Genomic DNA, 12,724 nt, shown 5'->3' with positions numbered 1-12,724 from the left:
TCCAAACGTTCCTAGTCTTGGTTGCCAAACTTGAAAGGGAGAGCTCAAGAAGCAGCTGTCTTACTTGCCGCTTACCCGAGCTTTTTCATTTTTATTTTCATCAAAAGCAACCATGATCGCTTCGGCCTCTGTCATGCCTTCTTTTTTCATGCGCTCAACAGCTTCAAGCATCCGTTGATAATCCATTGGAATAACTCTTACAAATTGATTAACTGTTTTATCCCATTGCTGCAATACTGTTTCACCGAGTGAGCTATGAGTATAGTCTACATGATTTTTAATCATTGCTTTTAATTCTTGAATTTCCTCTCCATCTTGCAACGTTTCAAGCTGGACCATTTCTTTATTGCATCGCTGTGCAAACGTTCCGTCACTGTCTAATACGTAAGCAATACCGCCTGACATACCAGCTGCAAAGTTCTTGCCAGTTTCTCCAAGAACTACAACCCGGCCTCCTGTCATATATTCACAACCATGGTCTCCTACACCTTCAACCACTACGCTTGCTCCACTGTTTCTAACACAGAACCGCTCACCGGCAACCCCACGAATATAAGCTTCTCCGCTTGTCGCACCATAGAAAGTAGTGTTTCCAATGATGATGCTGTCTTCTGGAGCAAAAGTTGACTCCTCTGGAGGATAGGCAATGACTTTTCCGCCTGATAAACCTTTTCCTAAATAGTCATTCGCATCGCCAATAAGAGTCATAGTCATCCCGGCGGGAAGAAAAGCTCCGAAACTCTGGCCTGCAGATCCATGGAATTGAAGATTTATAGTATCCGCCGGCAGCCCTTTGGCACCATATTTTTTCGTCACTTCGCTCCCTGTAATGGTTCCAACCACGCGGTCTGTATTCTTAATGGTGAAAGTACCTTCCACTGTTTCTCCATTTTCAATGGCTGAATGTGCCAGGGGAAGAATTTCTCGGATATCCAATGATTCATTAATCATATGGTCTTGATCTTTATGACGGTAGTGCTTTTCTTGATTATCTTCGTTTGGACGGAATAGCAATGGAGTGAGATCTAACGTATTTGCTTTCCAGTTGTCCACTTCTTCAACCTGCTCTAATATATCTGTTCTTCCAACCATTTCTTCAATAGTACGGAAGCCTAGCTCAGCCATAATTTCACGCAATTCTTCCGCTACAAAATACATGAAATTCACGACATGATCCGGAGTTCCGACGAATTTTTTACGAAGCTCAGGGTTTTGAGTGGCGATCCCTACTGGGCATGTATCCAAATGGCAGACACGCATTAATACACAGCCAAGAACGACAAGAGGAGCTGTTGAGAACGCATATTCTTCAGCACCCAGAAGTGCAGCTACGGCCACATCTCTCCCAGTCATCAGCTTACCGTCAGTTTCCACTGAGATTCTATCTCTCAAGTTATTCAACACCAGAGTCTGGTGGGTTTCAGCCAGTCCAAGCTCCCACGGAAGGCCAGTATGCTTAATACTTGTTCTGGCAGCAGCACCTGTTCCGCCATCATATCCGCTTATAACAAGACCATCTGCGCGCCCTTTTGCTACACCTGCAGCAATGGTACCTACTCCTGTTCCTGATACAAGCTTTACACTGATATATGCACTTGGGTTGGCATTTTTCAAATCATGGATCAATTCCGCTAAGTCTTCGATAGAATAAATATCATGGTGCGGCGGCGGCGAAATAAGTCCTACACCCGCAGTCGTTCCTCGTACCTCGGCAACCCACGGATATACTTTGTTCCCCGGCAGCTGTCCGCCTTCTCCAGGCTTTGCGCCCTGAGCAACCTTAATTTGAATTTCATCTGCATTTACAAGATAGTGGCTTGTAACACCAAAACGGCCGGAGGCTACCTGCTTGATAGAGCTTCTCCTGGAATCCCCGTTTGCATCACGAGTAAATCTTTTTGGGTCTTCTCCGCCTTCTCCGGTATTGGACTTACCGCCAATGCGGTTCATTGCGATCGCTAAGGCCTCATGAGCTTCCTTGGAAATTGACCCAAAAGACATAGCGCCTGTTTTAAAACGTTTGACGATATTTGCAACAGGTTCAACTTCCTCTAAAGGAATGCTCTTATGGTTGTCTGTAAAGGTAAGCAAACCGCGCAGTGAGGTTTGTTCTTTTTCCTGCTCATTAATAGATTTCGAATATTTCTTAAAGAGTTCAAAGTCTTTTGTCCGGCATGCCTGCTGAAGCATGTGAATGGAGTGAGGATTATACTGGTGAGCATCCCCGTTTCTGCGCCACTGCAGGTCATCACCCGGCTCAAGTGTTGTGTCTTTTCCTTCTCGATCATTAAAAGCTTTTGTATGACGAAGAAGGACTTCTTTAGCAATAATTTCAAGGTTCACTCCGCCGATTCTTGAAGTGGTCCAGGTAAAATACTTATCAACCACTGAAGGATCAATGCCTACTGCTTCAAAGATCTGAGCGCCCCGATAGCTTTGAATCGTTGAAATTCCCATTTTAGAGAGAACCTTCATGACACCCTTTGTAGCTGCTTTAATATAGGTAGCTACGGCTTCCACATAGGAAGTCGCTTCCAGGCGTCCATCCTTGATCATCGCATCAATGGAATCAAAGACCAGATAAGGATTGATGGCTTCTACACCGTAGCCTATTAGCACAGAAAAATGATGTACTTCCCTAGGCTCAGCAGATTCAACAACAATGCTTACCTGCGTTCGCTTTCCATTACGGATCAGGTGATGGTGAAGGCCGCCAACAGCAAGAAGAGCCGGGATGGCTGCTGATTCCTTATTTACCCCGCGATCACTTAAAATCAGCACAGTTGCACCATTTTCAACAGCTTCATCTGCAGAAGCAAACAGCTGGTCAAGTGCTGGCTCTAACCCTTTTTCCCCTTCTTTTGCAGAAAAGAGCATAGGAAGAGTTACCGATTTAAATCCTGGTCGTTTGTTTGAACGCAGCTTGGCAATTTCCTCATTATTTAATAACGGTGTTTTCAGGAAGATATGCCTTGCACTTTCGGGAGCAGGGTGAAGAAGATTTCCTTCTTTCCCAATCGTCGTTCCCACAGCAGTAACCAGTTCTTCACGAATCGCATCAATAGGCGGGTTCGTTACCTGGGCGAATAGCTGTTTGAAATAGTTATATAATAGCTGAGGTTTCTTTGAGAGAACAGCAAGGGGGGAATCATATCCCATGGACCCTACTGGATCTACTCCTTCCGTAACCATCGGCTTAATCATCTTCTCTAGTTCTTCGTACGTGTACCCAAAAGCCTGGTGGCGGGTATTTAAATTTTCAAAATCGGTGTTATATACGTCCTGGCTTTCCATCACGTCGTCTAAATCACAAAAATGCTTATCAACCCATTCCTTATAGGGCTCTTCAGAAGCAATCGTGTGCTTAATCTCCTCATCTGGAACGATTCTGCCTTCTTCCATATCGACAAGAAGCATGTGACCAGGGTGAAGCCTTTCTTTATAAAGCACATCAGAAGGGTCAATGTCTAACACGCCCACTTCTGAGGACATAAGAATATGGTCGTCTTTTGTCACATAGTATCTTGCAGGACGAAGGCCATTACGATCTAGACAGGCGCCTACGCTGCGGCCGTCTGTATAAGCAAGCGCAGTAGGGCCGTCCCATGGCTCCATAAGCGTACTATGAAACTTGTAAAATGCTTTCTTTTCTTCATTCATTAAAGGATCATTCTGCCATGGCTCAGGTACCATCATCATTGCTGTATGTGGCATTGAACGGCCAGCCAAAGTCAGAAATTCAAATGTATTATCAAACATGGAAGAGTCACTTCCAAGGTGGTCTACCACCGGGTGGATCTTTTCCAGGTCATCTTCGAATTTATCAGATTGAAATACCGCTTCTCTAGCATGCATCCAGTTAACATTTCCTTTAATCGTGTTAATTTCACCATTATGAATCATGTAACGGTTTGGATGAGCTCTTTCCCAGCTGGGAAAAGTGTTTGTTGAGAAACGGGAGTGAACTAAGGCAACGGCTGTTTCAAAATCATCGTTTCCAAAGTCTTTATAAAATTGGCTCAATTGTTCAGTTGTCAGCATCCCTTTGTACACAATTGTACGGGACGACAAACTTGCAAAATAAAAGCTGTCTTCATCAGGGACATGATGTCCAATCTCTTGTTCAGCACGTTTTCTTATTACATAAAGCTTTCTTTCAAAATTTTCTTGATTTTCGATTGCTTCATTTTTCCCAATGAAAATCTGGCGAATGTAAGGCATAGTTGACTTGGCATTATTACCTAGCATAGAACCGTCCGTAGGAGGGATTCTCCAGCCTAATACCTTTTGTCCTTCTTCTGCAACAATCTGTTCAAGCTGTTTTTCACATCTGTTTCTTAGTTCTTCATTCTGGGATAAAAATAACATCCCTACCCCATAAGATCCTTCTTCAGGCAGCTTGATCCCAATGTCTCTAACCCTGCTGTTAAAAAAGCGGTGAGGTATTTGAAGAAGCATCCCGGCTCCATCGCCAGTGTTTACTTCATCTCCTTGACCACCTCGGTGCTCTAGTTTACACAGGATATCAAGGGCTTTTTCTACAATATCATGAGATTTTTTTCCCTTAATATTGGCTAAAAAGCCAATGCCACAATTATCGTGTTCAAATTGGGAGTCATACATACCCACTCTCCGTGAAAAGTTGCGTAATGTCATTACCCTCTCCACCTCTCTTTTCTGTTTCACACACAAGAAATCTACAATCTTTTTTTTTATCTCTAATATACAAGATCATACCATTAAACTTTAGGTTCGGCAAATTATTTCCCATACTCCCTCTCCTTTGAAAGCGCTTTCTGCAGGCATTCCCCCGTTATTACCTTAGTTTTTTGAAAATACAGCACTTACATAAAAATAACAGTGCTTGTATTTTTAATCGTTTAACATTATCGCTAAGAAAATCAAGTAATAACCTGTTTATCTCCCCATATCTGTTCATTTCTCTAGTTTTCTCTCTTTACTAGAAAAATTAATGTTCTTCTTTTTTTTTGTAATTAGTACTGTCATTTATTCGTGTATTAATACTCTTTCAATTTTTTTGAATATTTAGTTAATTATCCCCCGAATAATACATCTTGAAACAAAAATTTTTTGTTCTTCATATAGAAAAGAGGCTGAAACAAAACTGGCTCACTTAAGTAAATAAAACTCCAATTATCGACTTTGGATATTCAATAGGTATCCTTTTTGTGTAACTATTCGTGGGTGGTTCAAAAATCACAAGACGCCTGCTGGAAAAGCAAGAGCTGAAGCCTTGCCCGGTGCATAGAAGACACCGTGAAAGCGAGTAAAATGAAGCTTGAACGGCTGTCGCACTTGTGCCTTTAGGTGCAAGCGAGTTCATTTTTGAACAAGCCACTACTAGAATACTGAAGACAAGAAAAGGCTCTCACCGGGGTGAGGGCCCTTCTTATTAGCTGGGTATTGCCCAAGCCTCTACACATCCTATTCCTTCTCTTTTCCATCCTTTTCTTTCTCTTTCATTTTTTCCTGCACTTTAAAAAAATTAACTGTGCTTGAAATAGCCTTTTCCAGCTCAGGTGAAGACTGTTCAAAAGGATGGGCGGTGTTAAAGGTATGACTTCCCGTTTCAATCCATTCCAGCCGGCCATTATCAGCGTGTTTGTTCAGTTCCTTCGCTCCAGCTGTAAGCTTAGGGGAATCTTCACCACCTTGTATAAAGAGCTTTGCAGTTTCTGTTTCTTGGACAGCCTGGATAATATCATACCTTTCATGGTTACTCTCCACATCTTCAACTGCCTTTTGTTTGACAGGCATATACTCTTTCGTCCTGCCATTGTAAATATACCCAGTCCCTTTTTCCCTAATTTCTTTTTTCACCTCTTCATGAAATAGATCTGCCTGGCTGATTGCATTCCATGTAGCTGCTCCATTGACCTTTTCTTCATTCTCCCTTGTATATAACAGGACGGTTGCTCCACCCTTACTGTGACCGAGCAGGTACAATGATTCTTTATTCATTAATTCGGCGAAAGGAAGTGTATCATCCTCAATTGCTGACACTATTTCTTTAAGGTCTTCGATTTCCCTGTGATAAGTATTTTCAGAGAACTTATCCATTTCGGTAAACGAAAGCAAGTCCTCCCCTACCCCGTTCATTGAAAAATTAAAGGTAATTGCGATGAAGCCGTGCTTTGTAAATTGCTGTGCGACGTAAGGAAAAAAACCCCAATTTTTAAACCCTTTGAATCCGTGAGCGAGTATGATTACAGGCTTTTTTTCAATTTGTTCGCCACTGCCATAAAATACCGTTCCTCTAATGGTTAAATCCTCAGCTGCTTTTATCTCAAAGTTCTCTAACATCCTGTTCCTCCTTTGTTTGTATAGGAAATGAAAATGATTGCTCATTAACCTGGCCGCCATTTGTAAAGGTTCGTTCTATCATCTTTGCATTGTAATCAGCAGTAACCGCGAGCACTGTCTGGGACCTTGTCCCATAAGCAGGACTGATAATAAATGGAGAAGATAAAAGCCTTTCCATTTCAACGCTTATCCCGGTATTTGGAAGAAATTGATCAGGAGCTTTTTCTGTGTCTGTCAGTGCTGCAAAAAGATGGTCCACAGGAAGGTCAGTAAATGGCTCATCCAGGATCAGCTTCTTCATTTTCTGTTTGACTTTTTCCACTTTTGGCCATGGTGAATTGAGCCGGGCATTACTTAGGCCATGGATACCCGGCAACATGGCTTCCGCTTTCATCCCTTTCTGCTTGTTTGAATAATAAAAAAGGTTATCGACGGTGCCTGCTATCAGGTTAAATCCATTGTATTCATCTTTTTCTTTAGCAAGCTTTTGAAAAAAACTTTCCGTATCTTCCTTTTTCAAAAATCCTGCTGTAATTTCTCCCCTTGAACGTTCCTTCTCCTTTTCATTCCCATCTCTTACATTCGTAAGAGCAGCAATGTAACCGTGCTTGGTCATTCCCATCCAAGTGCCGCCTTTTTTCAAGTCTCTTCCGGCATAAATAAATGGAGCGTCTTTCCATTGGTGCAAAAGGGACGTTGGACGGTTATAGAACTCGTCCCTATTGGCTGCTATAATAAGTGGGTATTTACTGTGTACCTTATAAGCTACCGCGACCAGACACATGTCTTGTTCTTCCTCTCTCTATCTAAATTTCATCATCCGTTCTGGAGATTTTCTTTCTGCCTGTAAACCCTTCAAACAACCCATGGTAGTACTTTACTTGACTTTCACCCTGCCTCCAGCAAAGAAGTACAGGCTCCCCTTCTACTTTTGCCGGGAAGTCCACAAGTCCGTGATCAATACTTTTTACGAGGATCCCGTTTCTCTCGAGACGTTCAATATGAAGATTGGCCTGAATCTCTACAAAATCAACCATGCATTCTAAATAAAATAACTTCTCTCCTGTATCCGGAATGGGAGAATGCTTAACCAGTTCATAATGTTTTACACTTTCAGTAAAGCTCTCCTGGAGGTTCTGCAGTTCAGACATTTCTTCCTTGACAAAAGGAATATGGCAATTTGCTTCTTCTATGGTGAAATACTTCTTAAACATAAAAGGCTCCTCCTTTATGGATGCGAGTCTTTGTGCCTAGTCCTAACCTCTGTTTTCATTATCTAACATCTTAGTTTCTCTATTCCATCTCTTCTTGAATTACAAACCGCAACTTCTCTTTCCCTTTATCGTATCTAATATCATTTGAAAAAGGAATCATAAACAGGACGAATGTTCATGGAAGATGATACAATATCGACAAGAAGAGGGTTTACTTTTGAAGATGTCTGAAGGAGGGTACTCAATAATGGATGAATATAAAAATCACAACCTTAATCAAGAAACAACCGAGAACGCAAAAAGAGATGCGCAGGATTATATAAATAACCTTAATAAGTCTAATGTTGATGAGCTTCTTTCAAAGATAAGCTCGCTAGGTGAAGACGAACAAAAGCAAGCAGGGGATTCATTGGAAGCTCTAAAGCGGCCAGTAAGTGAAATGATGAGTCAAAAAGACAATGAGTTACCTGATAAGCTTCATGAATTAAAAGTGATTGTCGGAGAACTTGAGCCCGAACATTTAGAAGAAAGCAGAGTCCAAAAAGTATGGAACAAACTACTGCGTCGCAGCCCAATGGAACAATACGCCCAAAAGTACCAGACGGTAGAGGCACAGGTTGAAAATATTATTGAAGGGCTTCTTGCCGGCAGAGATAAGCTGCAAGAGGACAATGTAATGCTTGAACAGTTAAAAGAAACAGCAACCGCGCGAATCTATGAGCTGGAAAAACAAATGGCATTAGGTCAGGAGTTAAACCAAATGCTGGAACAGGAAATGACGAAAGAAGAATGGCGTGATAACCCTGCCTCATTGCAAAAAGGACAAGTAAGGGTTGTATCAAGAATAAAAAACATGAGTCAGGCCGTCATGGTGCTTCAGCAGTCTCTTGCCTCTGTGGATCTTATTCTGGATAATAATGAAAAGCTTGAAGAAGCTATTTTTAATGCCATTACGATGACCAAAAATATTATAACCGTTACTGCTTCCATCCAGCTTGCTTTAGGGAACCAGCGGAAAGTCATTGATGCTGTCCAAAATGTAAACGAAGCAACAGAAAATATGATCCTCTCCAATGCACAAATGCTTAAATCCAATACAGAAGAAACATTAAAGACCCTCGAAGAGCCTGCAGTAGCCATCGAAACATTTCGGAAAGCTTATAGTGATGTCCAAGCTGCCATTGAACTGACAGAAGAATCTAACGAACGAATTGTTCAATCAGGGAAAAAATTCATTGCCGAGCTGGATGATTTAAATAAAGAAATGCGTACAAAGCTGTTAGAATAAAAGGTGAGATGACTAAAAGAAGGTGGTTTTTTGTTTAAACAATGGCTAGAAGACGTATGGTTTGACAAACTTCTTCCTGACCACTTAAAGCCTGTAGACCAGCACATTTTTTCTGATGCAAAGGGCCTGCAGCTTATAGAAGATACGGAGGCTGTATTAGATACGCTTATTAATAACGGAAAACAGACGAAAATGCCCCACTCTTTTAAAAAAAACGGCGGGACTTTCCAGTTCCGTTTAAAGGTAAACCGAAAAAGAATGAAGCTTTTAAGTTATGACACTACCAAGTCTGAAGCTGCAATTAAAAAACGGATTATTATCCTCTATCAGAGAAAATATCATCATGGGAGCCGGGGACATCGTATTAAAGAAGCTTCTGTTCAATATATAAAAAATGGAAAAACCTACGTGAGAAGCTTGCAAAAGTCCAGGTACTTCCAAGGTATTTTTTATAAATTGAACGTGTTAGATGATGTCTTTCTGGGGCAGCTTATTGAACCGGATAAAAAGGCTCCTCCTTCCCTTGCCAAGAAGAAAATACAGGAAGAAAAAATAACTGAGCAGACATCTTTACCAAAGGAATACAGTGAGCTTTTGTCAGAATGCAGACACCGCCTGATTTACGAATGGAGCCTTCTCCCTTCCCCTCATCAAAACCGCCTGAGAAGATTGGTAGAGGAAACTGAAAAACTTCTTGTTTACGCTCATAAGCTTGACGTGGAAGAACGATATGTATGTAAACGAATGCTTCAAAAAGATATTCCAGTCTTACTTGAAACGTATTTGTCGCTAAGCAGTGAAAACCAGGAGGAGCAAAAAGAACCGCTTTATGAAGCTCTGACTAAAATGGAAATTAATATTCGTTCAATGCAGGAAAGCATTGAGATATCAAAAGCCGAAGAAATGGAAAAGCTCTTTCGAATTAATGAACAAAGGTATTCTGCCTCCGGAAAAACAAATGGAAAATAAAGTATCCCCTTTATCTTTACAGATGAAGGGGATTTTTCTACACTTATATGGAAGGGTTTTCAAAACGAAAAGGGGTTGATCATAATGACTGTAAGGTGTGAAGATCTTGGACACAACTTGTATGTAATAGACGGATACGATTTAGGACTTCCTAACAGGACCGGAGTCTATATTTTTAATGAAGAAAGAATTACCATTTTAGAAACCGGGCCAAGTATGTCCCTTCCTTACATAAAACAAGGAATGAAAGAACTTGGGAGAACACTTGATGAAGTAGATTACATTATTGTTACACATGTTCACCTGGATCATGCAGGAGGAGCGGGACTCCTTCTAACAGAGTGCCCAAACGCAAAAGTAATTATACACCCCAGAGGAGCCCGTCATTTAATAGATCCTTCCCGACTTATTAAAGGAGCAAAAGCCGTTTATAAAGAAAAGTTTGAAGAGCTGTTTGAGCCTGTCCTTCCGATTCCGAAAGACCGTGTCGTCGTTCTTGAAGATAACAGCACATTGACTATTTCTTCCGAACGGACGTTAACGTTTCTAGACACGCCTGGTCATGCAGCTCACCATTACAGCATCTACGACCGTGAAAGTGAGGGGGTATTTACTGGCGACACCATTGGTATCCAGTACCCTGACGCAAAAAAAATGAATAAAGACATATATATACCTTCCACTTCTCCTAATCAATTTGACCCTGATGCTATGCTTTCCTCACTCGAAAGAATTATGGCTCTTGAACCTAAACGGATTTATTTTGGACATTATGGAATGTGTGAAGACCCAAAAGAAGTAGAAAAGCAAATAAAAATGTGGCTTCCTCGTTTTCTTTCCATTGGGAAAGTTTCCTTTGACCAGCATCACACTGAAGAAAGGCTTTCAGAAACTCTCTTTAATGAAATCAGTGAGCATTATCAGTTAGACCACAGCGAAGACCTTTCAAACCTGACTGCTTTTTTAAAAATGGATGCCTCCGTTTCGTCTATGGGGATCATTCACTACTTTGCTCAACAAGAAAAAGCAAAGAATTCAGCAGCGGAAAAGTAGAAACGATATTTGCACCCCCCTTTACATTTTCTCCTTCTTCTAAAGGGGTGCCTTCTTTTATCTTGAATCTCTTCTTTAAATCACCGTATAATGTGAGGAGCAAATATCGAAACTAGCAGAACTACTCTGTTAAATGAAGAATAAAGCGAGGGTTATCATGAATAGAGCCAAAGCAAGTCAGTATAAAGGCCAGACAATAGTCGTAGATGAAGGGAAGATGGGTTCTTACTTCGGAATCCTTACTAACATTGACGCCCTCCCAAATAAACCTTGGATGGCTTCTGTTCGAATCACTGGTATCCAGGCTCTTCCTGCATCAGCAGACTTGCATGAACCAATGTATCTTGAAGGAGAAGTTGTTGAATGCTTGGGAACGAAAGTAAAAGAACCTGAAAATGAATACACTGGAAGCTATGAATCTTCTTTTATCGATGCTCTGCAGAAAAAAGGCCAGTGGCTGCAGGAAAAAACTGCACAGTATACGTCTTTTCTTCACGCTATAGAAAAGAAACTCCAGTTTTATAATGCTTCCCTTACTAACGTTGGAGAAATAGATCAGAAAACTGAAGATGAAAGCTTTGTTTACTATTCCATTGTAAAGGTAAATGATATTCTTTATCTGCAGGAAGACACGCGTGATGAACAACTAGAACTGGAAGGATGCCCATTCACCCTTGAAATCGAATACAAACATCAGTGGATAAAATGCACTCCGGCCGGTGGCCTTTCCTTTTTATCAGAAAATGGAAAACTCATCCCTGTGAGTGAAGGGGCACGTGTGCGGATCAGCAGACAACAGTTTGAACCTTTTACTATTTTATTAAATGAGTTAGAACAACCATCGCGGCAGTCCCTGGAAAAAGGATTACGTACTCTGGGGTTTACGGAAAAGGACCTTGTAAAATGCCATAATCGATTGCTTCATGAGCTGCTTGCCAGAGATGCTGAAACATCCTTTCAAGGCGTGAACTTTCTTATGTTCCAAAAGAACAGCTCCACTCTGATTGTGCAGCATCATTATGAAAGAACGCTTCAACAAAATAGTCCAGACTCCATCTTTGACCGATTTGAATTTACAACTGATCAAGGGGCCAGGAGTATTATTACCTATTCCAATGCTCTCTCCAAATAATCTTCCTACACTAAAAACCCAGCACGAAAAGAGACCGGGACAAAACTCAGCTAAATAGAAGGGCCTTCACCGTCGGTGAGGGCCCTTACTTATTTTATAATTCTGTTGGTTGATTGTTAAAAATACACTCGCTTGCACCTAAAGGTACAAGTGCGACATCCGTTCAATCCTCATTTCATTCGCTTTCACGGTGTCTTCTATGCAGCGGGCAAGGCTTCAGCTAGCCGGGTAAACCCCCCGGCGGATCTTCAGCTCTTGCTTTTCCCGCAGGCGTCTCGTGATGTTTGAACAATCAACGTATATGTACACAAAAAGGATACCTTCTGATAAAGTTACATCACCACAACCTAACAGAATCAGAGGTATCCTTATGTTTAAACATTATAACATGAATCAAGTCGTTTTGCCGATAGACCTTTCTTATAAACTCCAGGAAATGATGTTGCATTTGCCGTCAATGCTCTCGTTGAAGCCATAGCCGGTGAAGCATTAAGTGGCTTCCTTCGTTCAATCGGCTGTCCAGCCTACCATCCAAAAATGATGACGAAGCTGATCCTGTGTGTCTACACACAATCTACTTTCTCAGGAAGAAAGATTGAAGGTCTTTTAAAAGACAGTATTCGTATGATGTGGCTGGCTCAGGGGTACGAGCCAAGTTACCGTACGATCAATCGCTTTCGGGTTCATCCTGAATCTCAGGAATTATTGCGACATTGCTTCGTTCAATTTAGGTGCAACTTTATG

Annotated in this window: 8 protein-coding genes and 1 pseudogene; 5 read left to right on the top strand and 4 right to left on the bottom strand. The window is 41.4% G+C overall.

Annotated elements, in window-relative coordinates:
• Positions 1–60 precede the first annotated feature (60 nt).
• From gltB to ACFPU1_RS16070, 4 genes are all read right to left on the bottom strand, one after another.
• Positions 61–4,656, bottom strand: a complete 4,596-nt coding sequence (gene gltB, locus ACFPU1_RS16085) for a glutamate synthase large subunit (protein WP_385942931.1) — start codon at positions 4,654–4,656, stop codon at positions 61–63.
• 789 nt (positions 4,657–5,445) lie between these two features.
• Positions 5,446–6,324, bottom strand: a complete 879-nt coding sequence (locus ACFPU1_RS16080; protein ID WP_385942929.1) for an alpha/beta hydrolase family protein — start codon at positions 6,322–6,324, stop codon at positions 5,446–5,448.
• Positions 6,308–7,108 carry an NRDE family protein gene (locus ACFPU1_RS16075; protein WP_385942928.1) on the bottom strand — a complete coding sequence of 267 codons (801 nt, stop codon included), beginning with the start codon at positions 7,106–7,108 and terminating at the stop codon, positions 6,308–6,310. Before ACFPU1_RS16075 ends, ACFPU1_RS16080 begins: the two co-directional genes overlap by 17 nt.
• 22 nt (positions 7,109–7,130) lie before the next feature.
• Positions 7,131–7,538 carry a DUF2203 domain-containing protein gene (locus ACFPU1_RS16070; RefSeq protein WP_385942926.1) on the bottom strand — a complete coding sequence of 136 codons (408 nt, stop codon included), beginning with the start codon at positions 7,536–7,538 and terminating at the stop codon, positions 7,131–7,133.
• Positions 7,539–7,785: 247 nt separating this feature from the next.
• Here ACFPU1_RS16070 and ACFPU1_RS16065 point away from each other — a divergent pair, with 247 nt between their 5' ends.
• The 5 genes and pseudogenes from ACFPU1_RS16065 to ACFPU1_RS16045 form a co-directional block, all read left to right on the top strand.
• Positions 7,786–8,826, top strand: coding sequence for a toxic anion resistance protein (locus ACFPU1_RS16065; protein WP_385942924.1), 1,041 nt, complete (start codon positions 7,786–7,788; stop codon positions 8,824–8,826).
• A 30-nt stretch (positions 8,827–8,856) separates the two neighbouring features.
• Positions 8,857–9,795: a hypothetical protein gene (locus tag ACFPU1_RS16060; RefSeq protein WP_054635715.1), complete on the top strand. Its 939-nt coding sequence runs from the start codon at positions 8,857–8,859 to the stop codon at positions 9,793–9,795.
• An 84-nt stretch (positions 9,796–9,879) separates the two neighbouring features.
• Positions 9,880–10,848 (top strand): MBL fold metallo-hydrolase, encoded by a 969-nt coding sequence (locus ACFPU1_RS16055; protein WP_385942922.1) that lies wholly within the window; start codon positions 9,880–9,882, stop codon positions 10,846–10,848.
• Between the two features lie 157 nt (positions 10,849–11,005).
• Positions 11,006–11,980 carry a DUF2777 family protein gene (locus ACFPU1_RS16050; protein WP_385942920.1) on the top strand — a complete coding sequence of 325 codons (975 nt, stop codon included), beginning with the start codon at positions 11,006–11,008 and terminating at the stop codon, positions 11,978–11,980.
• Positions 11,981–12,350: 370 nt separating this feature from the next.
• Positions 12,351–12,724 (top strand): annotated as a pseudogene (locus ACFPU1_RS16045) (transposase); the annotation flags it as partial.

This window comes from Thalassorhabdus alkalitolerans (genome assembly GCF_042656525.1).
GTDB classification, from domain to species: Bacteria; Bacillota; Bacilli; order Bacillales; family Marinococcaceae; genus Thalassorhabdus; species Thalassorhabdus alkalitolerans.
The sequence above is the reverse complement of the archived record's forward strand: the minus strand, read 5'-3'. Positions and strand labels throughout refer to the sequence as shown.

What these genes read in the sequence shown, in the direction of transcription:
- gltB (WP_385942931.1), bottom strand. Translation starts at nt 4,656, where the DNA reads ATGACATTACGCAACTTTTCACGGAGAGTGGGTATGTATGACTCCCAA.
- ACFPU1_RS16080 (WP_385942929.1), bottom strand. Translation starts at nt 6,324, where the DNA reads ATGTTAGAGAACTTTGAGATAAAAGCAGCTGAGGATTTAACCATTAGA.
- ACFPU1_RS16075 (WP_385942928.1), bottom strand. Translation starts at nt 7,108, where the DNA reads ATGTGTCTGGTCGCGGTAGCTTATAAGGTACACAGTAAATACCCACTT.
- ACFPU1_RS16070 (WP_385942926.1), bottom strand. Translation starts at nt 7,538, where the DNA reads ATGTTTAAGAAGTATTTCACCATAGAAGAAGCAAATTGCCATATTCCT.
- ACFPU1_RS16065 (WP_385942924.1), top strand. Translation starts at nt 7,786, where the DNA reads ATGGATGAATATAAAAATCACAACCTTAATCAAGAAACAACCGAGAAC.
- ACFPU1_RS16055 (WP_385942922.1), top strand. Translation starts at nt 9,880, where the DNA reads ATGACTGTAAGGTGTGAAGATCTTGGACACAACTTGTATGTAATAGAC.
- ACFPU1_RS16050 (WP_385942920.1), top strand. Translation starts at nt 11,006, where the DNA reads ATGAATAGAGCCAAAGCAAGTCAGTATAAAGGCCAGACAATAGTCGTA.